The following is a 26,036-nucleotide window of genomic DNA, read 5'->3' as shown; positions in this document are numbered from 1 at the left end:
CGCCTCGCACGGCACACTCGCCCCTCCTCAGGGCACACACGTGTCCGGACGAGCCGTGGTGAGGCATCCCGCAGCGCCGCGCGGCCTCACACCTCGGTGTCCGGCCAACCGAGCAGGCGGGCGCCGATCACCGCCGTCTGGAGCGTATAGCGGTGCGCGGGGTCGGCCGGGTCCGCGCCGGTCAGCTTGTGGATGCGTGCCAGACGGTAGGTGAAGGCGCGCACGCTGAGGCTGAGGCGGCGCGCAGCCTCAGCGGCCGTGCAGCCGGCGTCGAAGTACGCGGTGAGGGTGTCCAGGAGTGGCTGCGGCCCGCCACGCGCGGCCTTCAGCGGGCCGAGGGTGTCCCGCACGAGGTCGGCCATGGCCTGCCGGTCGCGGGTGAGCACGGGGTACACCAGGAGGTCGGCCGCGCGCAGCACGGGTTCCCGGATGTCGAGGCGGTCGGCGAGTTCTAGGGCGTTGAGCGCCTCCTCGTAGGAGTGGACCACCCCGCCCGCGCCCGGGTGGGGGCGCCCGACGGCGACCCGGCCGCCGTCGGTGGCGGCGTAGGCGTGCTTGGCGAAGAAGGCGAGGACGTCGTCCTGGTCGCCCGGGGCGACACAGACGAGCCGGCCGTCCTTGGTGGTGAGCAGGATGCGACGGTCGCCGAACCGGCCGAGCATCGAGGTCTCGATGTGCCGGGTGGCCGGGTGCGTGTCGTCGACGGGGCGCGCGCCCTGGGCGACCGCGACGGCGTGGGCGCGGGAGAAGAGCAGGCCGTAGCGTTCCGCGCGCTCGGCGAGGCGGCCGAGGTCGCTGCGGCCGTAGAGGAGGTCGTCGATGAACTCCCGGCGGTCGGCCTCTTCCTGGCGCATGGCGAGTTTCTGCGCCCGTTCGTGGCCCTCGGCGAAGGCGTCGACGGCCTGTTCCACGGCGGCGAGGACCAGGTCGACGCCGGCGGTGGCGAGGCTGGGCGCGAACGCGCGGGTCTCGGCCAGGTGGCGGCGGACGAGGGTGCGCAGCCCGTGACCGGCCTCGGCCGCGCGTTCCCCCTGGCCGCGCAGCGCCTCCAGTTCGTCCCGGGTGAGGCGGCGGCCGGTGGCGCACACGTCGGCCAGGATGCGCGTGTAGCCCTCCAGATACGCGTCGAGCCCCTCCGGCCGTGTCACAGCCACTCCCCCAAAGCCTTGATCGGTCGCTGGCGTCTTCTTAACCCACGGCACGGCGTCGTGCCAAACCCCCGGCCGAGCCGTGCCGGACCCCCGGTGGGGGAGCGGGTTCGGGGCGGACCGGCCCCGCGCCGGGGCGCGGCTCCGGTCGCCGGCAGCCCCCGGTGTGATGATCGACTTGCCAGGGCGTTAGCATATGAGCGCTGCCTAGCTCGAAAGAGAAACCTGTGACTGTCAACGACGACTCGTTCACCAACTGGAAGCACCGCGAGGAGATCGCGGAGTCGATGATCCCGATGATCGGGAAGCTGCACCGCGAGCGGGACGTCACCGTCCTGCTGCACAGCCGCTCGCTGGTGAACAAGTCGGTGGTGAGCATCCTCAAGACCCACCGGTTCGCCCGGCAGATCGCCGGCGCGGAACTGTCGGTGACCGAGACGCTGCCGTTCCTCGAGACCCTCACGACGCTCGACCTCGGCCCGTCCCAGATCGACATCGGCATGCTGGCGGCCACCTACAAGGCCGACGACCGCGGCCTGTCGGTGGCCCAGTTCACCGCCGAGGCCGTCGCCGGGGCCACCGGCGGCAACAAGACCGAGCGGCGGGAGGGACGCGACGTCGTCCTCTACGGCTTCGGCCGCATCGGCCGCCTGGTCGCCCGGCTGCTGATCGAGAAGGCCGGTTCGGGCAACGGTCTGCGGCTGCGCGCGATCGTGGTGCGCGGCGGCGGCGACCAGGACATCGTCAAGCGGGCCTCGCTGCTGCGCCGCGACTCCATCCACGGCCAGTTCCAGGGCACGATCACCGTCGACGAGGACAACAGCACGATCGTCGCCAACGGCAACGCGATCAAGGTGATCTACGCCGACGACCCGGCCTCGGTGGACTACACGGCGTACGGCATCAAGGACGCCATCCTCATCGACAACACCGGCAAGTGGCGCGACCGCGAGGGCCTGTCCGGGCACCTGCGCCCCGGCATCGACAAGGTCGTGCTGACCGCCCCCGGCAAGGGCGACGTGCCCAACATCGTGCACGGCGTCAACCACGACACGATCAAGCCGGACGAGCGGATCCTGTCCTGCGCCTCGTGCACCACCAACGCGATCGTCCCGCCGCTGAAGGCGATGGACGACGAGTTCGGCGTGCGGCGCGGCCACGTGGAGACCGTCCACTCGTTCACCAACGACCAGAACCTGCTGGACAACTACCACAAGTCCGAGCGCCGGGGCCGCTCCGCGCCGCTCAACATGGTGATCACCGAGACCGGCGCCGCCTCCGCCGTCGCCAAGGCGCTGCCGGACCTGAAGGCGCGCATCACCGGCAGCTCCATCCGGGTGCCCGTGCCGGACGTCTCGATCGCGATCCTCAACCTCCAACTGGCCCGCGAGACCACCCGCGAGGAGGTCCTCGACCACCTGCGCGAGGTGTCGCTGACCTCGCCGCTCAAGCGCCAGATCGACTTCACCACCGCCCCCGACGCGGTCTCCAGCGACTTCATCGGCTCGCGCCACGCCTCGATCGTCGACGCCGGCGCGACCAAGGTGGAGGGTGACAACGCCATCCTCTACCTCTGGTACGACAACGAGTTCGGCTACTCCTGCCAGGTCATCCGGGTCGTGCAGCACGTCTCCGGGGTGGAGTACCCGACGTACCCGGCCCCGGCGGCCTGACCCCCCGCGACGGCCCGATCCGCCGAGCGGCCCGCCGCCCCCGCAAGGGGCGCCGGGCCGCCGCCGTACCACCGCACCCTCCCGGGGGCCGTCGGGCCGGGCTGTGTGAGACTGCGCGCATGATCCGTACCGCGACCCCCGCCGACGTCCCCGTCATCCACGCCCTGATCCGCGAGCTGGCCGAGTACGAGAAGGCCCTCGACGAGGCCAGGGCGACGCCGGAACAGCTGACCGAGGCACTGTTCGGCGAGCGTCCGGCCGCCTACGCGCACGTGGCCGAGGTCCCCGGCGGCGAGGTCGTCGGCTTCGCGCTGTGGTTCCTGAACTTCTCCACCTGGCGCGGTGTGCACGGCATCTATCTGGAGGACCTGTACGTCCGTCCGGGGGCGCGCGGCGGCGGCCACGGCCGGGCACTGCTGACGGAGCTGGCCCGGCTCTGCGTCGAGCGCGGCTACGAGCGCCTGGAGTGGTCGGTCCTGAACTGGAACCGTCCGGCGATCGGCTTCTACGAGGCCCTGGGCGCCCGCCCGCAGGACGAGTGGACGGTGTACCGGCTCACGGACGACGCGCTGAAGGCGCTGGGCGGCGGGGCCTGAACCGCCGTCGGCCCCGTGGACGTGCCGGGCGGCCCGGACCCTCTCCGGAGGAGGGTCCGGGCCGCCCGGACGATCCGCGCATGTCAGCCCTGGCGGGCCTTGAAGCGGGGGTTCTTCTTGTTCAGGACGAAGACCACGCCCCGCCGGCGCACCACCTGCGCGCCCGGTTGCGCCTTCAGCGCGCGCAGGGACTTGCGTACCTTCATGGTCAGCGCTCCTCACGGAACAGGACGTGCCGGCCGGCCGCCGGGTCGTACTTGCGCAGGACCAGCCGGTCGGGGTCGTTGAGACGGTTCTTCCGGGTCACATAGGTGACGCCGGTGCCGGCGGTGGACTTCAGCCGGACTACGGGACGCACGGTGCTGCGTGCCATGGGGGTCCTCCTTTCGGCCGCTCCCGGGATTGACCCAGGCATGCCGGCCATGGTCGTCAACAGCCGCACCGGCCGGTGCATTCCCGCAGGAAACGGCAGTCCGGGAAGAGGAGGTGGCGGGCATACCGGTCGCCCGCCGGTCGAGCGCGGTGCTAGAACTGGGAACATGGTCGGACGTTCCCGCGGGGCCGCTGCCGAAGCGGCGCCGCCGTCCAGCGACCGGCGGGCAGGCGACGCGTCCCGCCGTCCCCGGTCCCGGCGCTCCCCGGGACGCCGCTTCTCGCCGTCCTCCTGGAACCTGGGCACGGTGGCCGCACAGGTCTTCCTGCTCCAGGTGATCGTCGTCCTGGTGCTGGTCGCCGCGGCGGCCGGCGCCCTGGTGCTCCAGGGCCGTTACGACGGCGAGAACAGCGCCCGGGTGCGCTCGCTGGCGACGGCTGAGGCGTTCGCCCACGCGCCCGGCACGCTGCGCGCGCTCCAGTCGCCCGACCCGACGGCCATGCTCCAGCCGGCGACCATGCAGGCGCAGGCGGGCTCGGGGGTGGACTTCATCTCGGTGCTGGACAAGGCCGGCATCCGGGTCAGCGACACCGACCCGAGACTGATCGGCACGCACGCGCAGGGCGTGGAGCGCGCCGCCGCCGGCGAGACCTTCACCGAGCGGTTCCACGGCAAGCCGTCGGACGCGGTGCGCGCGGTGGTGCCGGTGCTGGACGGCAGCCGGCGCGTGGTCGGCATGGTCGCCGCCGGGATCCAGGTGGAGAACCTGGGGCACCTGCTGGACCAGCAGGTGCCCATGGTGCTCGGCTCGGCCGCGCTGGCTCTGGTGCTGGCGACGGCGGGTACCGCCCTGGTCACCCGGCGGCTGCGCCGCCAGACCCACGGCCTCGGCCCGGCCGAGATGACCCGGATGTACGAACACCACGACGCGGTGCTGCACGCCGTACGGGAGGGCGTGCTGATCCTCGACGGCGACGGGCGGCTGCTGCTCGCCAACGACGAGGCGCGCCGGCTGCTGAACCTTCCGGAGGACGCCGAACAGCGGCACGTCACGGACCTGGGGCTGGGGCCGGAACTGACCGGGCTGCTGGCCTCGGGCGAGGCCGTCTCCGACGCGGTGTACCCGGTCGGGGACCGGCTGCTCGCGGTCAACTCCCGGCGCACCGCACCCTACGGCGGCGCGCCGGGCCTGGTGGCCAGCTTCCGCGACACCACGGAGCTGCGGGCGCTGACCGGCCGGGCCGAGGTGGCCCGGGGCCGGCTGACGCTGCTGTACGAGGCAGGTGTGCGGATCGGCACCACGCTCGACGTACGGCGCACCGCGCAGGAGCTGGCCGAGGTGGCGGTCCCCGGCCTCGCGGACGTGGTGACGGTGGAGCTGCTGGAGGCGGTGCTGCACGGGGAGGAGCCGACGGGCGCCCTCAACCGGATGCGGCGCACCGCGCTGCGCGGCACGGGGGCCGGGCACCCGTTGCAGCCGGTGGGCGATCTGATCCAGTTCGTCGTCGCCGACACGCCCATGGTGGCGGCGCTCAGCCAGGGCAAGGCGGTGCTGGTGCCGGACCTGCACGCGGCCCAGGACTGGCGGGCGCAGGACCCCGAGGGCGCCCGCCAGGTGCTGGACTCGGGCGTCCACTCGCTGATCACCGTGCCGCTGCGGGCGCGCGGCGTGGTGCTGGGAATGGTCAACTTCTGGCGCGGGGCCGGCTCGCCCCGGTTCGAGGACGAGGACGTGGCGGTCGCCGAGGAGCTGGGGGCGCGGGCGGCCGTGGCGATCGACAACGCGCGCCGGTACACGCGCGAGCACGCGATGGCCGTGACCCTGCAGCGCAGCCTGCTGCCCCGGGACCTGCCGGAGCAGGACGCGCTGGAGGTGGCGTGGCGCTATCTGCCGGCGCAGTCGGGGGTGGGCGGCGACTGGTTCGACGTGATCCCGCTTCCGGGGTTCCGGGTGGCGCTCGTGGTCGGGGACGTGGTGGGCCACGGGCTGCACGCCGCGGTGACGATGGGCCGGCTGCGGACGGCCGTGCTGAACTTCTCCTCGCTCGACCTGCCCCCGGAGGAGCTGCTGGGTCATCTCGACGAGATGGTGATGACGCTGGACACCCAGGCCGAGAGCGCGGACGGGGAGGGCTCCCTGGTGACCGGCGCCACCTGCCTGTACGCCATCTACGACCCGGTGGGCGGGCGCTGCACCCTCTCGCGCGCCGGGCACGGTGTCCCGGCCGTGGTGGACCCGGGGGGCCGGGTGACCTTCCCGGAGCTGCCGCTGTCGCCACCGCTGGGCGTGGGCGGCCATCCGTTCGAGTCGGGTGAGCTGGACCTCCCGGAGGGCAGCCGCCTGGTGCTGTTCACCGACGGACTGGTGGAGGACCGCAGACGGGACATCGACGAGGGGTTGCGGCTGCTGGCGGCGGCCGTCGGGCACCCCGGCCTGACACCGGAGGACACCTGCCGGTCCCTGATGCGCAGGATGCTGCCGGAGCACCCGAGCGACGACGTCGCCGTGCTGGTCGCCCGGACCCGGCTGCTGGACCCGTCACGGGTGGCGGTGTGGGAGGTGCCGTTCGACGCGATGGCGGTCTCCCGGGTGCGCACCGAAGTGAGCGAACGACTGCGCGAGTGGGGCCTGGAGGACGCGTCGTTCGCCATGGAGCTGATCCTGAGCGAGCTGCTGACCAACGCCATCCGCTACGGGGCGCCGCCGGTCCGGGTCAGGATGCTGCTGGGCCGCACCCTGGTCTGCGAGGTCTCCGACGGCAGCAACACCTCGCCCCGGCTGCGCCGCGCCGCCACCACCGACGAGGGCGGGCGCGGGCTGTTCCTGGTCTCGCAGTTCGCCGAGCGGTGGGGCACGCGGTACGTGGCCCGGGGCAAGGTGATCTGGGCCGAGCAGTCCCTGGGCCGCGCTCCGGAGCCGGACCCGATGCTGCTGCTGGACGAGATGGCCTGGTGACGGCGGGGCGGCCCGGTGGCCGGCGGGGCGGGGCCGTTGCCCGAGCGGGGGCCGGAGGACTCCGGGCCGGGGCGCGGGCAGGGCGGGCCGGCTGACGCGCGGTGACCGAAACGGGTGCGCCATCAGACGTTCAGTCATATTACTGAACCGCAATCTGCTGCGTGCTACCGCCGGTAACAGACTGCTGGGTAACTTCTCGTCTGCTCACTCCCCGGTGAGGCGAGGGGGCCGGTGGGACGACCGCGCCGCCTTGCATTGGCATGTCCTCGCCCCAGGGTGTCCGGCCGTCGGCCGCCGGGCGGGGACGAGGCCGCCTCTCCTGCCCGGCCGCATCCCAGGAGGTCCCCCATGCCCCCACGCAGATACCTGACCGCCGCCGCGGTGGTGGCCGCGGCCTCGTGTCTCGGCGTCCAGGCGGTGCCCGCCGCCGCGGCGGACTCCGCCCCGGTCGTCTCCCGCGGCGTCACGATCCCCGCGTTCTACACCCCGCCCGCCGAACTGCCCGCCGCCGACGGCGCCCTGATCCGCAGCGAGCCGCTCCCGCTCGCTCTCAGCCTGCCCGGCCTCGACGGCCCGCTGCCCGGCCGGGCCACCCGGCTGATGTACAGGTCGACGGACGCGAACGGCCTGCCCGTGGCCGTCACCGGCGCCTACATCGAGCCGGCCGCGCGCTGGAAGGGCGGCGGCCCCCGCCCGCTGGTCGTCGTCGCGCCGGGCACCATGGGCCAGGGCGACCAGTGCGCGGCCTCCCTCGGCCTGGAGCACCCGGTGACCCTCAACGGGCAGACCGTGACGGTCGGATACGAGGACCTGTCGGTCTACCGGCTGCTGGCGTCGGGCGTCGCGGTCGCGGTCACCGACTACGCGGGCCTGGGCGCCACGGACCGGCTGCACACCTACGTCAACCGGGTCGACGAGGCGCACGCCGTCCTCGACGCGGCCCGCGCCGCCCGCTCCGTCGAGGGCGCCTCGGTCACGGCCGCCTCCCGCGTCGGCCTGTACGGCTACAGCCAGGGCGGCGGCGCCACCGCCGCGGCCGCCGAACTCCAGCCGTCGTACGCCCCCGACGTCGCCCTCGCGGGCACCTACGCCGGCGCGCCGCCCGCGAACCTCACCGAGGTCACCAAGGGCATCGACGGCACCGAGCTGGCAGGTGCGCTGGGCTGGTCGCTCAACGGGTTCCTCCAGACCGACCCGGAGCTGCGGCCGATCGCCGAGGCGCACCTCGACGCGGCCGGCAAGGCGGCGCTCGCCGATCTGTCGACCATGTGCGTGGGCGACGCGATCCTCCACTACGGCTACGCGCGCAGCACCAGGTGGACCACCGACGGCGAGTCGCTCAGCGACATCATCGCCGCGACCCCCGCCCTGCAGGACTTCCTGGACACCCAGCGCATCGGCCGGCTCGAGCCCGCCGGTCCGGTCCGGGTGGCCACCGGCACCAGTGACAACCTCGTCCCGCACGGCCAGGCCCGGCAGCTCGCCGTCGACTGGTGCCGCAAGGGCGCCGACGTGACGTACAAGCCGGTGCTCTTGCCGAACGTCGTCAGCCCGCTGCTCAACCACGTCGGGCCGCTGGCCGCGGACCTGGACCCCGCCGTGTCCTGGCTGACCGACCGGCTGGCCGGCAAGCCCGCCGCGTCGAACTGCGCGACGCTGCCGCTCCAGCCCTGATCCGCTCCCCTGCGGCGCTCAGGTCACGGCGAGGCCGCCCCGTCGGCGACGGGGCGGCCTCTTCCCGCGCCCGGTCAGGCGGCGGCCCGGCGGCCCCTGCGCCGCAGCGCGAGGTACGCGCCGGCGCCGAGGGCGGCCAGCAGGGCGGCGGCGCCGACCGGCAGGACCGGCCACCGCGACGACGGGGCGGCCGCCGCCGTGTTCTCGGCGGCGGGCCCCGGCGTGATCCGGGTGGCCACCGGCGCCACCTGCCGGATCGGACCGACCGACTTCACCGAGCCGTCGCGGTTCAGCAGCACCTGACGGTCGTTGGGGTGCCGGAAGTCGAACATCCCGGCGAGGGAACCGGCACGGGCGTCGAAGGAGTGGTCGCCGATGCGGCCGACGTGCCAGTTGTCCTCGATGAACCGGATGATCGACGTCTGCTCGGTCGGCGTGTGGTCCACCGCGTTCACCCTCGCGTACGGGGAGATCACCAGCAGCGGCTGGCGGGGGCCGGGACCGCAGCGGTCCTGGTAGCCGCCGGCCGCCCGGGGGCCGGCCTGGCAGGCGGGGCTGTCGGTGGGCCTGCCGTTGGAGGCGGCCTCGGTGTCGGTGGAGCCGTTGCGCAGCGGCGCGTAGGCGTGGTCGTACCAGCCGTCGGAGTCGTCGTAGGCGATGACGACGGCGGTCGAGCGCCACTGCGGCGCGCTCTGGACCGCGTTGATCTGCTCGGTCAGGAAGTGCTGCTCGTCCAGCGGGTCGGAGTAGCCCGCGTGGCCGTCCTGGTAGGCGGCGGCCTTGACGAAGCTGACGGCCGGGAGCCGGCCCGCCTTCAGCGCGGCGGAGAAGTCGGTCAGGTCGTAGTTGTGGTTGGCGCGCCCGGCGTGGCCGATCTCGGCGACGCTCGCGGGCGGCAGGTGGTGCGGGTTGGCCGTGGACCGGTAGTAGGCGAACGGGTTGTGGTGCGGGCTGTAGTCGACCACCTCGGCGCCGCCGACGTTGGCGTGGGCGGCGTCGCAGCGGGCGTAGGCGCCCTGCTCGCCGCTCCAGGCGGTGGTCGGCCGGAAGCCGCCCTGGAACCAGCCCCAGCTGACGTTCCGGGCGTTCAGCAGGTCGCCGATGGTGCGGCCCTTCATCACGGCCAGGGCGCTGGAGCTGGTGTGGTTGCGGTTGGAGCAGTCGTCGAAGGCCGGGTCCGGGTCGTTGATCATCGTGCCGACGCCGTGCGCGTCGGGCGACTTCACGGTGGCCGGGTCGGGCGTCGGCGTCTGCCTTGGGTGCTCGGTGCCCGAGTCCGGGTCCACGGAGATGATGCCGTGCGTCTGGCCGGAGACCAGGTTGACGGCGCCGGGCGTGGAGGGGCCGTAGGTGGAGCTGAAGGAGCGGTCGCTCACGGCGTAGTGCTGGGCGTAGTTCCACAGCGCGGTGACGGTGTTGCCGTCGTAGTAGTCCATGACCAGGCCCGGTTCGCCGAACAGGCCTCCGCTGCACTTGCCGACCTCGGTGTTCTCCACGTACTTGTCGGCCCGGCCGCCGTTCGCGGCGTACTGCTCGGGTCCGTAGGAGTGGTTCTGGTCGCAGGTCACGGCCTGGGCGGGGGTGAGCCGCTTGGGCGCGTACTGGTTGGGGTTGTGCGTGAGCAGCCCGGCGCGGGCGAGGGTGTCGATGTCCTTCGGGGTTCGCTTCGCCGCGGTGAACCGGGTGCCGTCGGTGTTGGCGGCCTCCGGGTAGGTGGCGAAGTAGTGGTCGAAGGAGATGTTCTCGTCGAAGAGGACGACGACGTGCTCGATGGGTGTGGCCGGGGCCGGGGGTCCGGGCCGGTCCGCGGCCCGGCCGGGGACGGCGGGGCCGAGGACGGTGAGTGCGACGGCGCCGGTGAGCGCGCCGAGGCTGCGTAGGGTGGCTCGTCTTCCCCTGCCGGCCATGCTGCTGCCTCGCTTTCCGGGCGGTGCGCGCGGGATCGTTTCCGCGCGTACGGCGCGGGAGGCGCCGCCGGTGGGCGGCGCGGTGGCGGAGCCATGATGACGCCGGGGCCGGGGCGGGTCAGGAAGGCCGGGCCCGAACCGGACGGTGGGCCGACCGTTGGGATGAACCGCCCGCCGGGCGCGGCGGGTACGGCGAAACCTCAGGTCAGCAGGGCGCGGCCGTACCAATCCGTCTCGTCCCGCACGCCGGGCAGGGCGTAGAAGTAGCCGCCGCCGAACGGCTTGATGTAGTCGGTCAGCGGCTCGCCGGCCAGACGCTTCTGGATGGTTTCGAACTGGCGGGCGAGGTCTTGCTGGTAGCAGCAGAAGAGCAGACCCATGTCGAGGTTGCCGTTGGCGTCCACGCCCCGGTCGTAGTTGTAGGCGCGGCGCAGGATGCGCCGGCCTGCGGTGGCGGCGGTGCGCGGGTCGGCCAGGCGGATGTGGGCGTCCAGCGGGATGACGTCGCCGGTGGGGTCTGCCGCGTAGTGGGGCTCGTCCTGCTCGGCGTCGCCGTCCAGCGGGGCGCCGGACTCGCGGACCCTGCCGATCATGCGTTCCTGCTCGGCGAGGGAGACCCGGTCCCAGAACTCGACCAGCATGCGGATCAGCCGGACGACCTGGTAGCTGCCGCCGGCCGCCCACTCCGGTTCACCGCTCCCCCGCCCCACCCACACCAGCCGGTCCATCTCCCGGGTGTCCGTGGCGTCCGGATTGGCGGTGCCGTCCTTGAAGCCGAACAGGTTGCGCGGGGCGCCGGACGGGCGGGGCGGGCTGGTGAAGCCGTCCATCCGCCAGCGGATCTGGAGTCCGCCGCGGGTGTGCCGGGCGATGTCGCGCAGCGCGTGCAGGACGGTGTCCGGTTCGTCGGCGTGCAGGTGCAGGCTGAGGTCGCCGTGGCACCAGTCGGGGCGCAGGTCGTCGTCGGGGAAGGACGGCATGACCGTGAGCCGGCGCGGGCGCAGCGCGCTCAGCCCGTACCGGTCGTCGAAGAGCGCCGCGCCGACGGCGACGGTCACCGAGAGCGCGCCGGCCGGGAGTTCGCCGCCGAGGACGCCCGAGTCGGCGGGCGGGCCGGTGATGCCGACCGGCTCGGGGGCGCCGCCGGAGGTGAGGAACCGGGCGCGGGCGGTGAGGGTGCGCAGCAGCTCGGTCAGTTCGGTCCGGTCGCCGGCGGTGACGTCGAAGGCGACGAAGACGGTGGAGCGGCGGGGGGCCGCGAGCAGGGACCGCTGGTGGGGGCCGTGGAAGGGCGGCACCACTGAGACGGCGGGGCCGGTGAGGTCGCCGACGGGGACGCTGTCGCCGAGGCGGGCGCTGTCGCCCACGGTCGCTGCGGTGGCCGCCCCGGCGGCGGCGAGCCCGGCCCCGGCGAGGGCCGCGCCCCGCAGGAAGCGACGGCGCGGGAGCGGGCCGGGGGCGGCGGGGGGTGCGGGCCGTGGAACGGCGGCCGCAGCGGGGCGGGGAGGCGCGGGGGGTGGAACGGCGGGAGCGGCGGGGCCGGGCTGCTCGGACGGGCCGGAGGGCGTGACCGGGCCGGAGGAGGTGGAGAGCCGGGGCCGGGGCGTTCGGTCGCCGCCGTTCATGCCGTCCTCCGGGGGGCGCACAGGGTGGCGACGGAGGCGAGGCGTTCGACCAGGTCGCCGAGGGCCGCGTCGGCGCGTTCGCGCCGGCTGCGGCTCACGTGGGACAGGGGCGTCCAGCGGGTGCCGTGGCGGAAGCCGTCGAGGAGGGCTCCGGCGCGCTCCAGCCGCCGGTCCAGCGCGGGCAGGCCGGGGTAGCGGGTGGCGAGCAGCGGGCGGAGGCGGGCCAGTACCGCCCGGGTGCCGTCGAGGTTGGCGCGGGCGGTGGCGAGGTTGGTGCCGCTGCCGTAGTCGGTGCGTGCGGTCAGCTCGGACTGCACGGTGTTCTCCAGGATCTCGTGGGCCCGCAGCCCGAGCTGGGCCGGGTCCATCCGGGTCTGCGCCCACTCCTCGCGCAGCGCGGTGACGGCGCCGGCCAGGGCGGCGGCCGGAGCGCGCAGGGAGCCGGCCGCCGCGCCGTGCCACAGCCCGTACTCGATGCGGTGGAAGCCGGTGAAGCCCGGATCGCGGACCCCGCCGGGCAGGCCCGCGTCGGTGCCGTTGATCCGTCCGTCGGCGTCGCCGAAGGCGTCGTAGGCCGCGCCGAGCCGCTCATACTCCAGATGGGCCGGGAGCCAGGCCGTACGGGCCGCGGCGAGGTCGCCGCGGTCGACGGCGGTGCGCAGCCGCCCGGTCCGGCGGACCACCTCGTCCAGACCTCGGGCGACCCACTTCTGGTAGGCGATCGCCGGGGGGACGAGGTCGTGGGCGGTGACGGGCGCGGCGGCCGGGCCGGGGCGGCCGCGGTCGACGCGGACCGTGGGGCCGGTGACCGCGTCGGCGTCCTCGGGCACGCAGCGGAAGGCGTACGCGCCTGCGCCGAGGCGGACGGTCAGGGACCGGGTGGCGCCGGGGCCGATGCCCTCGGCCTCGCCGAGGACGGCGCCGCCGCCCCGCTCCTGCAGGTAGGCCTCGGCGGCCCGCCCCGAGGTGTTGTGCAGGCGGAAGACCTGGAGGCCGGGCGCCGGGCGGTCCCAGCCGCGCCCGCAGCCGCCCGGCGACACCTCGACGGTGGTGTACGGCAGCCCGTCCGGCGCGGCGTCCGCGCCGGACGGGGCGTGCGGGAGGACCGTCAGCAGGCCGGTCGCGCCCAGCGCGAGGGCCAGCGCGGCGGCGGCCCATGTCCGCGGTGACCGCGCGCCGGGGCCGGGCATCCGCATTCCGGTCCTCCCCGGGGCCGAGCCGTCCGTGACGGCCTCATGTTAGGGAACGGGAGCGGTGCGGACGGGCGTCCGTCACGGGCGATGTCCGGGAATCGCCCCCCGCCCCGCACGGCCGTCGGCACGCGGGCGCGCGGTGCCGCCTCCGCCCCGGCGGACAGCCTGGGCTCGGCGGGCCGGGCTGTGGGCGTCCGGGCGGGCGGCCTTCGTACCGTCCCAGCGGGCGGCAGCCTCCGTCCCCGGTTCCGTGGACGGCCCCGCCCCGGTGGGCGGAGCACCTGTGGCCCCCGGGGCGGGACGCTCGCGCTCGGACGGGCACTCAGCGCGCACCGCGACGCGACGGACCGGCTCCGTGATGCGCGGCGCGGTGACCGCGGGCACTGTGGGAGGCGTGGTCTCCTGGCAGGAACGCTTCGTCCCGCGTGCACGGCCATGGCTGTCGGGCCATGCGCTGCTGCTGGTGGCGGTCGCACTCGTCGTCCTCATCACCGTCGTCGACATCGTCTCCCCCGCCGACATCGTCCTCGGCCCGCTCCTGGTGATCGCGCCCGCGATCGCCGCCTGGTCGGAGGGCCCCTGGACGACCGGAGCCGTGGGCGTCGCGGCGGTCGCGGCGCAGGGGCTCGTCGGCTGGCGCTCGGGAGTGCTGTCCACGCGCAGCTTCGTCGTGCAGGTGATCGCCCTGGCGCTGCTGTCCGCCCTCGTCGTGGCGCTGTCCCTGGTCCGCGACCGGCGCCGCCGGGAGCTGGCGCAGGTCCGGTCGGTGGCCGAGGCCGCGCAGCGGGTGCTGCTGTGGCCGCTGCCGGAACGGCTGGGCTCCCTGCAACTGGCCAGCCGCTATCTGGCCGCCGAGGACGAGGCGTCGATCGGCGGCGACCTGTACGCCGCCACCCGGACGGCCGACGGGGCGCGCGTGCTGATCGGTGACGTACGGGGCAAGGGGCTGCCGGCCATCGGCGAGGCGGCGCTGCTGCTCGGCGCCTTCCGCGAGGCGGCCCACCACCACACCACCCTGCCGGCGCTCGCCGCCTCCCTGGAGCGGAGCGTCACCCGCTACCTGGCCGACTTCGAGCCGGAGGAGGAGTCGGGGGAACGGTTCGTCACCGCGCTGCTGCTGGAGATCCCGGACGACGCCCCGGTCATCCGCATGACCAGTTGCGGACATGTGGCGCCGTTGCTGCTCGGCCCGGACAGCCGGGTGACGGTGCCGGAGCTGAGTCCGGCGCCGCCGCTCGGGGTCGGGCTGACCGATCCGGACGGCGGGGTGGTGGACGAGGTGCCGTTCGGCGCCGAGGACACTCTGGTGCTGTACACGGACGGGGTCATCGAGGCCCGCGACCGGCACGGCGTGTTCTATCCGTTCGCGCAGCGCGCCGCGCGGTGGTCCGGCTGTCCGCCGGGCGCCCTGCTCCACCACGTCCAGCGCGATCTGATCGCCCACACCGGCGGCCGTCTCGGCGACGACGTCGCCCTCATCGCCGTACGCCGGGCGCCGCCCTGGCACGAGGCCCGCCGGACCGCGCGCCACGGCGGCGGCCACGACGCGGCCCCGCCGGGGTGAGCCCGCGAACGGCTCAGAGGACGCGGGCTCACGACTCGGCGGCCGGCGTCCCCGCTCAGGAGGCGCGCCGCACCGCGACCACCCCGGTGGCCGTGCCCTGCCAGAAGGTGCCGTCGGCGGTCGTCGTCCCGGTCATCTGCAACGGGTTGTACAGCAGCCCGATGCCGAGGTACCGGGTGCTCAGCGTCCGGCCGGTGGCGGAGTCGAGGACGGCGTAGTGGTAGGCGGCGAAGGTGTCGGTGCCCACCGCGCTGTCGGTCGGTCCGGTGACGGTGACCGTGTAGATGCGGCCGTCGGCCACCGACAGCCGGGGCAGGGCGGCGCTCTTGGCACCGTTGCCCCACACCTGGTGGCAGCCCTCGCCGTCGGCGTCCACGTCCACGCGGGCCAGTCCGCCGGTGAAGGACGCGGAGGACGGCTGCGAGGCCCCGGCGTCGTCGGGCAGCACCGGGTAGGGGTAGCCGTAGGTGGAGGTGACGAAGACGCTGCGGCCGGTGGCGATCACCGCGTCCTCGGTGCCGTCCACGACGGGGACGGTGCACACCTCGGAGCCGTCGCGCCGGCGGACGACGAGATTCTCCCGGCCGTCGGCGTTGTCCGTGATCGCCAGGTAGTCGGTGCCGTCGCCGGGGCCGAAGTAGACCGGGGTGGCGCCGGTGCCCCAGGACAGCCGGCCCGGCTTCCGGGCGGTGCCGCGGTCGTAGGCGCGCCGCCACCGGACGGCGGGGACGCCGTCCGCGTCGGCGGTGAGGGCGTACAGGGCGTGGCTGGTGGTGACGGCGGTCTGGCCGGGGACCACGGAAAGGGAGTTGGCGATCGTCTCGCCGGCGGGCAGGGCGAGGGTGTGCACGCTTCCGGCCGGGGTGAGGACGCCGACCGTGCCGCCGGGGGTGGTGAACCAGACGTTGCCCCGCCAGTCCGGGGACAGGCCCACCACGCCGCCCGCGGCGGCTGCGCCGAGCGGGACGGTGGTGTCGGCGCGCAGCTCCCAGCCGCCGTCAGCGGTGCGGTGGTGGCCGATGCGCAGCAGGTTGCCGTCGGGGTCGACGGTGACGAGCCGGTCCTCGTGGTCGCGGTAGGCGTAGACGCCGCCGAAGAGAGTGCCCTTGGGGAGGTCGTAGCTCGCCAGCCGGTCGCCGTCGGCGGGGTCGAGGAGGTGGACGACGGGGTTGCGGCCGAAGATGCGGGTGCACATGGCCACGACGAGTCCGTCGCCGCCCGCCGTGACGGTGGGGCACGCGGACTGCAGGGCGGTGCGCCGGTAGGTGACGGCCCCGGCGCCGGTGCCGGCGTAGGGGGTGGTGTCCGAGTTGGCGGTGTCGCCGTGCATGGTGGCGGTGCCGGTGGCGGCGGTGTACGGGTTCGCCGGCGGCAGCGGCCCGAACTCCCCGGCATCGGCGCGGGGTACGGCGACGGCGAGCGCCGTCAGCGCGAGGGCGGCGAGGGTGGTCCGGCTGCGCATGACGGAGCCTTCCGGGGGTCGGGGAGGGGTACACCGCGACCGTAGTGACCGGCCGTTGCGGCGGTGTTGCGGCAACGTGGCGGGGTGCGGGGGCGTCGGTCCCCCGGCGACGCCCCCGCTCGGGCCGTGCGGCGCCCCGGGCGGCCGGTGCGGGCGCCCGACCGGCCCGCGGCAGCCGGCCGTACGAGCCCCAGCGGCGTCGTCTTGAAGGGAAGTGACGGACCCTGTCGGGCAAATGCGACGAGGCCTTGTCAATATGATCACCAAGGCTCGTATAGTGACCGTCAGTTGAGCAGCACCACGTGTCACCTTGTCACCAGCCAGACCCTGTCCGAGGAACTGACCGAGGGCCGCCCTTCGACCGAACGGCGGCCGCCCGAGGATCCGATTGATGACCGCGTCCACGCCTCGCGGCGAGCGACCCACCGTCCGCACTCTCGCCCCTCTTCCCGCGCTCACCGCCGTCGCGTCTCTCGCCGCGGTCGCGGGCGCGGCCGCGGCGGCGCCCGCCTCGGTGCGCGCCCCGCTCGCCTGGGGCGGCGGCCTGGCGGCCGTCGTCCTGGTCGTCGCCGTCCTGTGGGCCGTACGCGCGGCGCAGTCGGCACGGATCGCCCGGCGCGCCCTGGACGCGTCGGCGCAGGACGCCGGACGCCGGCTTCAGGAGTGCGACCGGCTGCTACGCGAGGCGCACCGCGAGCGGCAGCACCTGATCGACGAACTCGCCCGCCAGCGTGCGGAGTTCACCGCGTCAATGACCGAGGAGCGGACCCGTCTCGAGGGCGCGGGCGCGGCCGAGCGCGCGCGCCTCGCCGATGAGAACGCCCGCCTCACCGGGGAGCTGGAGCGCGCCGCCCGCGCCCGGGACGCGGCGGTCTCGGCGACGGCGAACGCGGCCGGCCGGATGCAGGCGCTGACCACCGCCATGCTCGCCGACCTGCGCGCCATGGAGGAGCGGCACACGGACGAGGAGGTCCTGGCGGACCTGCTCCACCTGGACCACCGCACCGCGCAGGCCGGCCGGCTCGCCGACTCGGTCGCCGTGCTCACCGGCTCGCGTTCGGGCCGCCGTTGGGCGCGCCCCATCGCGATGGAGTCCATCCTGCGCGGCGCGATGGGCCGGATCAGCGCCTACCGCCGGGTGCGGGTGCACGCGACGAGCGAGAGCGCGGTCGCCGGGCACGCCGCCGAGGGCGTGATGCACGCGCTGGCCGAACTCCTGGACAACGCCGCGAACTTCTCGCCGCCCACCTCCGAAGTGCACGTCTACGTCGAGGAGGTGCCGGCCGGCGTCATCGTGTCCGTGGAGGACAGCGGCCTCGTCATGGGCGAGGTGCAGTTGCGCCGCGCCGAGCAGGCCGTCTCCGGCGACATCTCCGAACTCGGCGGTCTCACCGGCACCCGGCTCGGGCTCGCGGTCGTGGGCCGGCTGGCCCGCAAGTACGGTCTGAAGGTGTCCTTCCGGCCGTCCGCGCGGGGCGGCACGGGCGTGCTGATGCTGATCCCGCAGGAGATCCTCACCGCCCCGGCAGCCGTCTCCGCCACGCCGGCCGGACCGCCCCCGAAGGACGACGACCGCGCCGCGGCGCACCAGGCCCCCGCCCGGGCCGTGCTGCCCGCAGCCGAGCGTGCCGGGGCGGCCGAGGACGCCCCGCCCGCGCACACGGGCACGCCCGACGGCTCGGACGGCGACACCGCCGAGCGCCCCGTCACCGGGCTGCCCCGGCGGCGCCGGGGCCGCACCCTGGCCCAGGCCGAGCGCTCCCGCGCCGCGGCCCGCACCGCCGAGCCGCGCAAGCCGGCCGGCGCGGACGAGGCGAAGACCCGCGCCGCCCGCTTCGGCAGCTTCCGCCAGGCCGTACGCGCCACCGGACCCGACCACGCGACCGCGCCGGACGAGCGGGGCGACGGCCCCGACCGCACGGCGCCGGCCGACCAGGCCGCCCACCGGCTCCCGGCCGGCAGCGGCGGCGACAGCGCGGCCGCCCCGGCCGACCCCCAGCCCCACCCGTACGCGCACCCGGAAGGCGACACCACTTCATGACCGGCCAGACCACCGCCGACGACAAGCTCACCTGGCTCCTGGAGGGCCTGCTGGAGCGGACCCCGGGCGCGCGGCACGCGCTCGTGCTGTCCCGCGACGGACTGAAGCTGTGCCGCACCCCGGAGCTGACCGTCGACCAGGCCGACCAGCTCGCCGCGATCGCCGCCGGCATCCAGTCGCTCTCGCACGGCGCGTCCGCCGAGTTCGGCGACGGCACCGGCGGCGTGCGCTCGGCGATGACCGAGTTCTACGGCGGCGTGCTGTTCATCGTGGAGGCCGGCCAGGGCGCGCACCTGGCCGTGATCACCACGGAGGACGCGGACGCCGGGCTCGTCGGACACAACATGAGCGAGCTGGTGGAACAGCTCGGCGAGTACCTGACCGCCCAGCCCCGTACGTCATGAGCCGCCCCGGCAGGGACGATTCCCCGGACCGCCTGTACACCATCACCGGCGGGCGCACCGGAACCGGCCCCGACAACCCGTTCGACCTGGTCACCCTGGTCGTGGCGGAGTCGGAGCCGGCGCCGGGGATGCAGTCGGAGCACGCCGCGATCCTGCGGCTGGCCGCCGCGCCCACGGCCGTGGTGGAGATCGCCGCCGAGCTGCGCCTGCCCGTGAGCATCGTCAAGGTGCTGCTGTGCGACCTGCTGGCGGCCGGCCGGGTCAGCGCCCGTCATCCGCGCAAGGCAGCCGTTTACGACCCCGACATCCTGGAGCAGGTGCTCGTTGGACTCCGCAACCTCTGACGCCCGCACCCCGTTGGGTGCCTCCGCCGACAACGGCCTGAAGATCGTGGTCGTGGGCGGCTTCGGCGTCGGCAAGACCACGCTGGTCCGTTCGGTCAGCGAGATACGTCCCCTCAACACCGAGGAGACGATGACCCAGGCCGGCGAGGACGTCGACGACGTCAGCGGCGTGCGCGACAAGACCGCCACGACCGTCGCGTTCGACTTCGGCCGCATCACGCTGGACGCGCACAACGTGCTGTACCTGTTCGGCGCGCCGGGGCAGGAGCGGTTCTGGTTCCTGTGGGACCGGCTGTTCTCCGGCACGCTCGGGGCGGTCGTCCTGGTCGACACGCGCCGGATCGACGACTCCTGGTACGCCATCGACCGGCTGGAGCACCACGGCACGCCGTTCATCGTGGCCTGCAACGACTTCGGCGGTCCCGCGCACACCCACGCCGAGATCCGCGACGCCCTGGACCTGGACCCGCGGGTGCCGCTGGTGGACTGCGACGCCCGCTCGCGCGAGTCCAGCAAGCAGGTCCTGATCACTCTGGTGCGGCATCTCCAGGACCAGTACACCGGCCGGTCCGCCGAAGTGCCCACGCCCCGACAGGAGTTCGTGTGACCACCGAAGCGGTGCCGCTGAGCGGCCCCCGGTTCCAGACCGAACCCGCCGTGCTGTACCGGGAGATGCGGCGCGAGCACGGCGCCGTCACCCCGGTGCTGCTGGACGGGGACGTCCCGGCCTGGCTGGTGCTCGGCTACCGCGAGCTGCACCAGGTCACCGGCGACCCGGTGCTGTTCAGCCGGGACTCGGACCTGTGGAACCAGTGGGAGAACGTCCCCGACGACTGGCCGCTGCTGCCCATGATCGGCCGCAAGCAGCCCTCCATCCTCTACACGGTCGGCGAGCGGCACCGCGAGCGGGCCGCGATGATCTCCAACGCCCTGGAGGCGGTCGAGCCGTCCGAACTGCGCCGCCAGGCCGAGCGGTTCGCCGACGAGCTGATCGACGCGGTGTGCGGGGAGGGCGTGGCCGACCTGGTCGGCGACTACGCGATGCTGCTGCCGGTGCGGGTGCTGGCCCGGCTCTACGGGGTCCCGGACGAGGAGGGTCCGGCGCTCGTCACCGCCCTCAACGACATGATCGACGGCCGGGAGCGGGCGATCGCCGGCCAGCAGCATCTGGCGTCCGCCATCGCCCAGTTGCTCAGCGAGCGGCGGGCTCGTCCCGCCGACGACGTGGCCTCGCGGATGCTGGCCGACCCGGGCGGCTTCACCGACGAGGAGATCGCCCAGGACCTGATGGTGATGATGGCGGCCGGGCACCAGCCGACCGCCGACTGGATCGGCAACTCGCTGCGGCTGATGCTGACCGACGAGCGGTTCGCCGCCTCCCTGTTCGGCGGCCGCAACAGCGTCGCGGACGCCATGAACGAGGTGCTGTGGGAGGACACGCCCACGCAGAACGTCGCCGGGCGGTGGGCGTCCCGCGACACCCACCTCGGCGGCCGCCGCATCCGCCAGGGCGATCTGGTGCTGCTCGGCCTGCAGGGCGCGAACTCCGATCCGCAGGTGCGCGTCCACGGCTCGGCGCTGACCGGCGGCAACAACGCCCACTTCTCCTTCGGCCACGGCGAGCACCGCTGCCCGTTCCCCGCGCAGGAGGTCGCCGAGGTGATCGCGCGGACGGGCATCGAGGTGGTGCTGGACCGGCTGCCCGACATCGACCTCGCGGTGCCGGCCGAGTCCCTGACCCGCCGCCCCTCGCCCTGGCTGCGGGGCCTGACCCGGCTGCCCGTCCGGTTCACCCCCGTACCCGCGCTCTGATCGCGCGCCCCCGGGAGCGCGGCCCGTCCGCGTGCCGGGCTCCCGGGGGCGCCCCGGCTCGGCCCCGTATCCAGACCCCCGCCCTGGGAGGCATGTCACGATGACGACCGGCATCGACGAAACGACCGGCACCGAGAGCACCCGTATCGCCCTCGATCCCTTCGTCACCGACCTGGACGGCGAGAGCGCCCGGCTGCGCGCGGCCGGTCCGCTGGCGGCCGTGGAACTGCCCGGCGGCGTCCCGGTGTGGGCGGTCACCCACCACGCCGAGGCCCGGGCGCTGCTCACCGACCCGCGGCTGGTGAAGGACATCAACGTGTGGGGCGCCTGGCGGCGCGGCGAGATACCCGCCGACTGGCCACTGATCGGGCTCGCCAACCCGGGCCGCTCGATGCTCACCGTGGACGGCGCCGAGCACCGCCGGCTGCGCACGCTGGTGGCGCAGGCGCTCACACCGCGCCGGGTGGAGCGGATGCGCGAGCGCATCGAGCGGCGCACCCAGGGCCTGCTGGACGCCCTCCCGGCCGACGGCGGCGTGGTCGATCTGAAGGCGGCCTTCGCCTACCCGCTGCCCATGTACGTCGTCGCCGACCTCATGGGCATCGACACCGGCCGGCTGCCCCGGCTGAAGGTGCTGTTCGAGAAGTTCTTCTCCACCCAGACGCCGCCCGAGGAGGTCGTCGCCACCCTGACGGAGCTGGCGCAGATCATGGCCGAGACGGTCGCCGCCAAGCGGCGGGCGCCCGGCGACGACCTGACCAGCGCGCTGGTCCTCGCCTCCGAGGACGGTGACCGCCTCACCGACGAGGAGATCGTCTCCACGCTGCAGCTGATGGTCGCCGCCGGCCACGAGACGACGATCTCGCTGATCGTGAACGCGGTGGTCAACCTGTCCACCCACCCCGACCAGCGCGACCTGGTGCTCTCCGGCGCGGTCGACTGGTCGGCGGTGATCGAGGAGACGCTGCGCTTCTCCACGCCGACCTCGCACGTGCTGATCCGGTTCGCCACCGAGGACGTCCCGGTGGGCGACAAGGTGATCCCGGCGGGCGACGCGCTGATCGTCTCCTACGGCGCGATCGGCCGTGACGAGAACGCGCACGGGCCGACCGCGGGCGAATTCGACCTCACCCGCGAGTCGAAGAACCGGCACATCTCCTTCGGGCACGGCCCGCACGTGTGCCCGGGCGCGGCGCTGTCCCGGCTGGAGGCGGGGGTCGCGCTGCCGGCGCTGTACGCGCGCTTCCCCCGGCTGGACCTGGCGGTGCCGGCCGATCAGCTGCGCAACAAGCCGGTGGTGACTCAGAACGACCTGTTCGAACTGCCGGTCCGGCTGGAGGCGTAGCCGCCCCGCGGCCGATTCAGAAGCGGCGCCGCTGAATCCGATGGAAGACGGCGGTTGGACTTCAGGATCATGCGGGAGCAAGGTAGGAGCGTTCCGCCGCACCCGGCGGAACGCCCCACCGCACCACCCGGAGAACACCCGATGACCTACGTCGCGGACCCCGCCCGCTACGACGGCGCCATGCGCTACCGGCGCACCGGGCGCTCGGGACTCGACCTGCCCGTCCTGTCCCTGGGCTACTGGCACAACTTCGGCGACGACCGCCCCTTCGAGACCCAGCGCGAGATCGCGCTGCACGCCTTCGACCTCGGCATCACCCACCACGACCTGGCCAACAACTACGGCCCGCCGTACGGCTCCGCCGAGATCAACTTCGGGCGGCTGATGCGCCAGGACCTGGCGCCGTACCGGGACGAGCTGGTGATCTCCACCAAGGCCGGCTGGGACATGTGGCCCGGCCCCTACGGGCAGGGCGGCGGCTCCCGCAAGTACCTGCTCGCCTCCCTGGACCAGTCGCTCAAGCGGATGGGCCTGGAGTACGTCGACATCTTCTACTCCCACCGGCTGGACGCGTCCACGCCGCTGGAGGAGACGATGGGGGCGCTGGACACGGCGGTGCGCCAGGGCAAGGCCCTCTACGTCGGCATCTCCTCCTACGACGCCGAACGCACCCGGCAGGCCGCCGCGATCCTGCGCGACCTCGGCACCCCGCTGCTGATCCACCAGCCGTCGTACAGCATGGTCAACCGGTGGATCGAGACCGAGGGCCTGCTGGACGCCGCGCGAGACGAGGGCTTCGGCGTCATCGGCTTCACCGCCCTGGCCCAGGGACTGCTGACCGGACGCTATCTGAACGGTGTCCCGCAGGACTCGCGGGCCGCGCGGGGCACGTCGTTCGACGCCTCGTGGCTGACGCCGGACATGCTGGAGCGGTTGCGCGCCCTCAACGCCGTCGCCGAGCGCCGCGGGCAGACCCTCGCGCAGATGGCGCTGGCGTGGGCGCTGCGCGACGAGCGCGTCACCTCGCTGGTGATCGGCGCCTCGCGCGTGGAGCAGCTGGAGCAGAACGTGGCCGCGCTGGACAACCTGGAGTTCAGCGCCGAGGAGCTGACCGAGATCGACGCGTACGCCACCGACGGCGGCGTGGACCTGTGGCGCGAGGCGCGCACCGGCAACCTCTGACCGCACGCGCCCCGGGCACGCCTCGGCCCCCGCCCGAAGTCGGGAGGGGGCCGAGGCGTTGCGAGCGTTGGGCAGGCCTTGCACCTGCATCTCCCCACGGGAAGCGGGGTGTCTTTCCTTGGACCACCAACGCACGGCCGGAGACCGGGAGTTGGCTTCCGGTGCGTCCTGCTGTGCCTCCACCGTAGCCCGCGCGCGGCGCACCCGCCCGGCGGGACGCGTGTGCTGCCACCCGAACGCCCCGGCGATGCAGGTCAGGAGCCCGGGCGGGGCCGGGCGCCGTTCAGCGTCAGATCGACCAGCCGCTCCACATGGGCCGGGCCGACGGGGGCGTCGCTGAGCAGCACGCGGGTGAACAGCGGTCCGCTGACCGCCTCGACCAGCAGCCCGGGGTCGGCGTCGGCGGCCAGTTCGCCGCGCTCGATGCCGCGCTGGACCATGGCGGCGGCGCGGTCCAGGCGCTCGCTCCAGTACGGGCCGCGGCGGTCCTCGATCGTGTCGTCGCGCTCGACGCTCAGCCGCAGCAGGGCCCGGCCCTGGGCGGTGTCCAGCAGTCGGGCCAGCGCGGTGAAGAAGCGCACCAGGTCCTCGCGGACGTGCCCGGTGTCCGGGATCGGCAGGGCGGTGTCGAGGCGGCTGGTCAGCGCGTCCAGGATCAGGTTCTCCCGGCTGCCCCAGCGCCGGTAGACCGAGGTCTCGTGCACGCCCGCCGCGCGGGCGACGGCGGCGACGGTGGCGCCGGACAGCCCCTCGGTGGACAGCAGGTCCACCGCCGCGGCGAGCACCGCCTGCCGCATGCGCTCGCCCCGGCGCCGCAGGGGCGGCACGGGGGTCTCCTCCGGGCCCGCCGGGGTGGTTTCGGTCATACCCCGATGCTAATGCAAGTCGCCTTGCGTTGGGTGGGACACCGCCGTACGGTGCAAAGCAAGGCGACCTGCGATAGGCAGGGGCCGTCGCCACACCGAGGAGGTCTCCCCATGGACCGGATGCTCGCCGCCCGGCTGCACGTACCCAGCCGCACCCTTCGCCTCGAGCACGTGCCCAGGCCCCAGCCGGGCCACGGGGAGGTGCTGGTCAAGGTGGAGGCGGCCGGGGTGTGCCTGTCCGACGTCCACCTGATCGACGGCACCCTGACGCCGTTGCTGCTGGAGGGCGAGACAGTCACCCTCGGCCACGAGGTGGCGGGCACCGTCGCCGAGGTCGGGGCGGGCGTCACCGCCTGGACCGAGGGGCAGCGGGTGGTGCTGTACGCGGGCGAGACGCGCGGCGGCGTCACCTACACCCGCGGCGTCGACTACGACGGCGGCTGGGCCGAGTACGCCCTGTCCTCAGCCGCCGCCCTCACCGCACTGCCGGACGGCATCCCCTTCGAGCAGGGCGCGATCATCCCGGACGCGGTGTCCACGCCGTGGGGCGCGGTCACCGTCACCGGCGCGGTACGGCCCGCCGAGGCGGTCGGCGTGTGGGGCGCGGGCGGCCTCGGCGTGCACGCCGTGCAGTTGCTGCGCACGGTGGGCGCCTGCCCGGTCGTGGCCGTCGACCCCAACCCGGTGGCCCGTGACCGCGCCCTGGCCGCCGGGGCCGACCTCGCGCTGGACCCGGCCGACCCCGCACTGCGGGCCCGCATCGGCGCGGCGACCGCGGGGGCCGGACTGGCGGCGGCGTTCGACTTCGCCGGGGTGCCGGCCGTACGGGCGCAGGCCCTGTCGGTGCTCGCCCCCAAGGGCCGCCTGGTCCTGGTCGGACTGACCGACCAGCCGCTGAGCGTCGCGGACGGCACCCGCTTCAGCTACCTCCAGCAGCAGATCCTCGGCCACTACGGCTCCGACATGCCGGTGGCCCTGCCGCAGTTGCTGCGGCTGATCGAGTGCGGGCGCGTGGACTTCTCCGCCTCCGTCAGCGGCGTACTGCCGCTGACGGAGGCCGCGCAGGCCGTGGAGCGCCTGGAGAAGAAGGAGGGCGACCCCGTCCGTCTGATCCTGCGCCCCTGACGGTCCGCCCCACCCTGGGACGTGTTGCGGAACTCCCGTCCGGCCCGCGACGCCTGGTGCGGCGCCTCGCCCTTCGGGCGGACGACGCCACGTTGGAACGCGCCTAGCACTTCCCCGGCCAGCGGCCGACGGCCGGGCCGCCGGGCCTGCCGGCCGGCGGCACCAGGACCGGGGAGGCGAGGTCGTGGACGGTGTCCAGAGTCGTCGGGACGGGGCCGCCGTCGCCCGGCCCCGCCGTGCCCGCCTCGGCCGCCTGGGCGGTCAGGAGCGGACCGAGCAGGAGACCGCCGCCCAGCGCCAGAACCGCCACGACCTGCCGCCCTCCGATGTGCCCGGACAAACGCCCACCTCCCTGCGCGGGGCGCACCGTGCGCCCGGCATCAGGGAGGCTGACAGATCCGGGGGCCGCCGGGTCGGCCGGTCGGCCGTGATCCCCACGGAAGAGCGAGAGCCGCACGGGCGGATGACGAACACCCGTTCCGGGACTCCGGGGCCCGCCGGGCCGGAGCGGCGAGCGCCGGGGTGGCGGGGAACGGCACCATGCCGGCGGACGGAGCGGTCAACAGGGGCCCGGAGCGTCGACCATCTTCGGATCAGGACGCCCTCGTAAGTGCGAAAGTTTCGACCTGATTTCGACAAAGCGACGGGCCACGCCAGGGGTGCCGCGCGAGCGCGTCAACCGGAGCCGCGCGCACCCGAACAGCCTGCCAGACAACGGAGTCGCACTTTCGGCCATCCACCCGGAG

At 74.4% G+C, this 26,036-nt stretch carries 21 protein-coding genes and 1 pseudogene; 13 read left to right on the top strand and 9 right to left on the bottom strand.

All coding sequences use genetic code 11. From position 1 onward, the window contains the following. Positions 1-86: 86 nt before the first annotated feature. Positions 87-1,148, bottom strand: a complete 1,062-nt coding sequence (locus tag AB0N63_RS20530; RefSeq protein WP_365530424.1) for a helix-turn-helix domain-containing protein — start codon at positions 1,146-1,148, stop codon at positions 87-89. A gap of 227 nt (positions 1,149-1,375) precedes the next feature. Between AB0N63_RS20530 and AB0N63_RS20525 the strand changes: the two genes are divergently transcribed. Continuing rightward, positions 1,376-2,821: a glyceraldehyde-3-phosphate dehydrogenase gene (locus AB0N63_RS20525; protein WP_365530423.1), complete on the top strand. Its 1,446-nt coding sequence runs from the start codon at positions 1,376-1,378 to the stop codon at positions 2,819-2,821. Positions 2,822-2,940: 119 nt separating this feature from the next. Further along, complete coding sequence (locus AB0N63_RS20520; protein ID WP_365530422.1) at positions 2,941-3,417, top strand: GNAT family N-acetyltransferase; 477 nt, start codon at positions 2,941-2,943, stop codon at positions 3,415-3,417. Positions 3,418-3,500: 83 nt separating this feature from the next. Here AB0N63_RS20520 and ykgO read toward each other — a convergent pair whose 3' ends face one another. Together ykgO and rpmG are read right to left on the bottom strand one after the other, a co-directional pair. Further along, entirely contained in the window at positions 3,501-3,623 is a 123-nt protein-coding gene (gene ykgO, locus AB0N63_RS20515) for a type B 50S ribosomal protein L36 (protein ID WP_365530421.1), read from the bottom strand. A 2-nt stretch (positions 3,624-3,625) separates the two neighbouring features. Next, positions 3,626-3,790 (bottom strand): 50S ribosomal protein L33, encoded by a 165-nt coding sequence (gene rpmG, locus AB0N63_RS20510; RefSeq protein ID WP_009193041.1) that lies wholly within the window; start codon positions 3,788-3,790, stop codon positions 3,626-3,628. A 307-nt stretch (positions 3,791-4,097) separates the two neighbouring features. Between rpmG and AB0N63_RS20505 the strand changes: the two genes are divergently transcribed. Beyond that, entirely contained in the window at positions 4,098-6,746 is a 2,649-nt protein-coding gene (locus AB0N63_RS20505; protein WP_365530420.1) for a SpoIIE family protein phosphatase, read from the top strand. A 348-nt stretch (positions 6,747-7,094) separates the two neighbouring features. Beyond that, complete coding sequence (locus tag AB0N63_RS20500) at positions 7,095-8,420, top strand: lipase family protein (RefSeq protein WP_365530419.1); 1,326 nt, start codon at positions 7,095-7,097, stop codon at positions 8,418-8,420. Between the two features lie 74 nt (positions 8,421-8,494). Here the strand turns inward: AB0N63_RS20500 and AB0N63_RS20495 are convergent, their stop codons facing one another. From AB0N63_RS20495 to AB0N63_RS20485, 3 genes and pseudogenes are all read right to left on the bottom strand, one after another. Beyond that, a complete protein-coding gene (locus AB0N63_RS20495; RefSeq protein ID WP_365530418.1) occupies positions 8,495-10,327 on the bottom strand; it encodes an alkaline phosphatase family protein in 1,833 nt (610 codons plus the stop codon). A 200-nt stretch (positions 10,328-10,527) separates the two neighbouring features. Further along, a pseudogene (efeB, locus tag AB0N63_RS20490) lies at positions 10,528-11,775 on the bottom strand (iron uptake transporter deferrochelatase/peroxidase subunit); the annotation flags it as partial. 173 nt (positions 11,776-11,948) lie between these two features. Next, positions 11,949-13,148, bottom strand: coding sequence for an EfeM/EfeO family lipoprotein (locus tag AB0N63_RS20485; RefSeq protein ID WP_365530417.1), 1,200 nt, complete (start codon positions 13,146-13,148; stop codon positions 11,949-11,951). Positions 13,149-13,503: 355 nt separating this feature from the next. Between AB0N63_RS20485 and AB0N63_RS20480 the strand changes: the two genes are divergently transcribed. Next, a complete protein-coding gene (locus AB0N63_RS20480) occupies positions 13,504-14,709 on the top strand; it encodes a PP2C family protein-serine/threonine phosphatase (RefSeq protein ID WP_365530416.1) in 1,206 nt (401 codons plus the stop codon). Positions 14,710-14,764: 55 nt separating this feature from the next. Here AB0N63_RS20480 and AB0N63_RS20475 read toward each other — a convergent pair whose 3' ends face one another. Beyond that, the gene (locus AB0N63_RS20475; protein ID WP_365530415.1) at positions 14,765-16,171 is read right to left on the bottom strand and encodes a hypothetical protein; all 1,407 of its coding nucleotides are present in this window, start codon (positions 16,169-16,171) and stop codon (positions 14,765-14,767) included. A 391-nt stretch (positions 16,172-16,562) separates the two neighbouring features. Here AB0N63_RS20475 and AB0N63_RS20470 point away from each other — a divergent pair, with 391 nt between their 5' ends. The 7 genes from AB0N63_RS20470 (at position 16,563) to mgrA (ending at position 23,299) form a co-directional block, all read left to right on the top strand. Beyond that, positions 16,563-18,212: an ATP-binding protein gene (locus AB0N63_RS20470; RefSeq protein WP_365530414.1), complete on the top strand. Its 1,650-nt coding sequence runs from the start codon at positions 16,563-16,565 to the stop codon at positions 18,210-18,212. Then, positions 18,209-18,616 carry a roadblock/LC7 domain-containing protein gene (locus AB0N63_RS20465; protein ID WP_365530413.1) on the top strand — a complete coding sequence of 136 codons (408 nt, stop codon included), beginning with the start codon at positions 18,209-18,211 and terminating at the stop codon, positions 18,614-18,616. Before AB0N63_RS20470 ends, AB0N63_RS20465 begins: the two co-directional genes overlap by 4 nt. Continuing rightward, a complete protein-coding gene (locus tag AB0N63_RS20460) occupies positions 18,613-18,960 on the top strand; it encodes a DUF742 domain-containing protein (RefSeq protein WP_009193037.1) in 348 nt (115 codons plus the stop codon). Before AB0N63_RS20465 ends, AB0N63_RS20460 begins: the two co-directional genes overlap by 4 nt. Further along, positions 18,941-19,567 (top strand): ATP/GTP-binding protein, encoded by a 627-nt coding sequence (locus AB0N63_RS20455; RefSeq protein ID WP_365530412.1) that lies wholly within the window; start codon positions 18,941-18,943, stop codon positions 19,565-19,567. Before AB0N63_RS20460 ends, AB0N63_RS20455 begins: the two co-directional genes overlap by 20 nt. Then, a complete protein-coding gene (locus AB0N63_RS20450; protein WP_365530411.1) occupies positions 19,564-20,772 on the top strand; it encodes a cytochrome P450 in 1,209 nt (402 codons plus the stop codon). The genes AB0N63_RS20455 and AB0N63_RS20450 overlap by 4 nt, the downstream gene beginning before the upstream one ends. A gap of 100 nt (positions 20,773-20,872) precedes the next feature. Beyond that, the gene (locus tag AB0N63_RS20445; protein WP_365530410.1) at positions 20,873-22,117 is read left to right on the top strand and encodes a cytochrome P450; all 1,245 of its coding nucleotides are present in this window, start codon (positions 20,873-20,875) and stop codon (positions 22,115-22,117) included. Positions 22,118-22,258: 141 nt separating this feature from the next. Further along, positions 22,259-23,299, top strand: coding sequence for an L-glyceraldehyde 3-phosphate reductase (gene mgrA / locus AB0N63_RS20440; protein ID WP_365530409.1), 1,041 nt, complete (start codon positions 22,259-22,261; stop codon positions 23,297-23,299). Positions 23,300-23,553: 254 nt separating this feature from the next. Here mgrA and AB0N63_RS20435 read toward each other — a convergent pair whose 3' ends face one another. Next, positions 23,554-24,096 carry a TetR-like C-terminal domain-containing protein gene (locus tag AB0N63_RS20435; RefSeq protein ID WP_365530508.1) on the bottom strand — a complete coding sequence of 181 codons (543 nt, stop codon included), beginning with the start codon at positions 24,094-24,096 and terminating at the stop codon, positions 23,554-23,556. A 180-nt stretch (positions 24,097-24,276) separates the two neighbouring features. On the opposite strand from AB0N63_RS20435, the gene AB0N63_RS20430 reads away from it, so the two are divergent. Then, the gene (locus AB0N63_RS20430) at positions 24,277-25,290 is read left to right on the top strand and encodes a zinc-binding dehydrogenase (RefSeq protein ID WP_365530408.1); all 1,014 of its coding nucleotides are present in this window, start codon (positions 24,277-24,279) and stop codon (positions 25,288-25,290) included. A gap of 103 nt (positions 25,291-25,393) precedes the next feature. Here the strand turns inward: AB0N63_RS20430 and AB0N63_RS20425 are convergent, their stop codons facing one another. Further along, complete coding sequence (locus AB0N63_RS20425) at positions 25,394-25,630, bottom strand: hypothetical protein (RefSeq protein ID WP_365530407.1); 237 nt, start codon at positions 25,628-25,630, stop codon at positions 25,394-25,396. Positions 25,631-26,036 lie beyond the last annotated feature (406 nt).

The organism is Streptomyces sp. NPDC093260 (assembly GCF_040683715.1).
Taxonomy (GTDB): Bacteria; Actinomycetota; Actinomycetes; order Streptomycetales; family Streptomycetaceae; genus Streptomyces; species Streptomyces sennicomposti.
This window is presented reverse-complemented; position numbering and strand designations above follow the sequence as displayed.

Excerpts from the sequence above, each read along its gene's own strand:
- AB0N63_RS20520 (WP_365530422.1), top strand. The coding sequence starts at position 2,941 with ATGATCCGTACCGCGACCCCCGCCGACGTCCCCGTCATCCACGCCCTG.
- AB0N63_RS20430 (WP_365530408.1), top strand. The coding sequence starts at position 24,277 with ATGGACCGGATGCTCGCCGCCCGGCTGCACGTACCCAGCCGCACCCTT.
- AB0N63_RS20475 (WP_365530415.1), bottom strand. The coding sequence starts at position 16,171 with ATGCGCAGCCGGACCACCCTCGCCGCCCTCGCGCTGACGGCGCTCGCC.
- AB0N63_RS20460 (WP_009193037.1), top strand. The coding sequence starts at position 18,613 with ATGAGCCGCCCCGGCAGGGACGATTCCCCGGACCGCCTGTACACCATC.
- AB0N63_RS20485 (WP_365530417.1), bottom strand. The coding sequence starts at position 13,148 with ATGCGGATGCCCGGCCCCGGCGCGCGGTCACCGCGGACATGGGCCGCC.
- AB0N63_RS20435 (WP_365530508.1), bottom strand. The coding sequence starts at position 24,096 with ATGCGGCAGGCGGTGCTCGCCGCGGCGGTGGACCTGCTGTCCACCGAG.
- ykgO (WP_365530421.1), bottom strand. The coding sequence starts at position 3,623 with ATGAAGGTACGCAAGTCCCTGCGCGCGCTGAAGGCGCAACCGGGCGCG.
- AB0N63_RS20480 (WP_365530416.1), top strand. The coding sequence starts at position 13,504 with ATGCGCGGCGCGGTGACCGCGGGCACTGTGGGAGGCGTGGTCTCCTGG.
- rpmG (WP_009193041.1), bottom strand. The coding sequence starts at position 3,790 with ATGGCACGCAGCACCGTGCGTCCCGTAGTCCGGCTGAAGTCCACCGCC.
- AB0N63_RS20445 (WP_365530410.1), top strand. The coding sequence starts at position 20,873 with ATGACGACCGGCATCGACGAAACGACCGGCACCGAGAGCACCCGTATC.
- mgrA (WP_365530409.1), top strand. The coding sequence starts at position 22,259 with ATGACCTACGTCGCGGACCCCGCCCGCTACGACGGCGCCATGCGCTAC.
- AB0N63_RS20470 (WP_365530414.1), top strand. The coding sequence starts at position 16,563 with ATGACCGCGTCCACGCCTCGCGGCGAGCGACCCACCGTCCGCACTCTC.
- AB0N63_RS20495 (WP_365530418.1), bottom strand. The coding sequence starts at position 10,327 with ATGGCCGGCAGGGGAAGACGAGCCACCCTACGCAGCCTCGGCGCGCTC.
- AB0N63_RS20465 (WP_365530413.1), top strand. The coding sequence starts at position 18,209 with ATGACCGGCCAGACCACCGCCGACGACAAGCTCACCTGGCTCCTGGAG.
- AB0N63_RS20500 (WP_365530419.1), top strand. The coding sequence starts at position 7,095 with ATGCCCCCACGCAGATACCTGACCGCCGCCGCGGTGGTGGCCGCGGCC.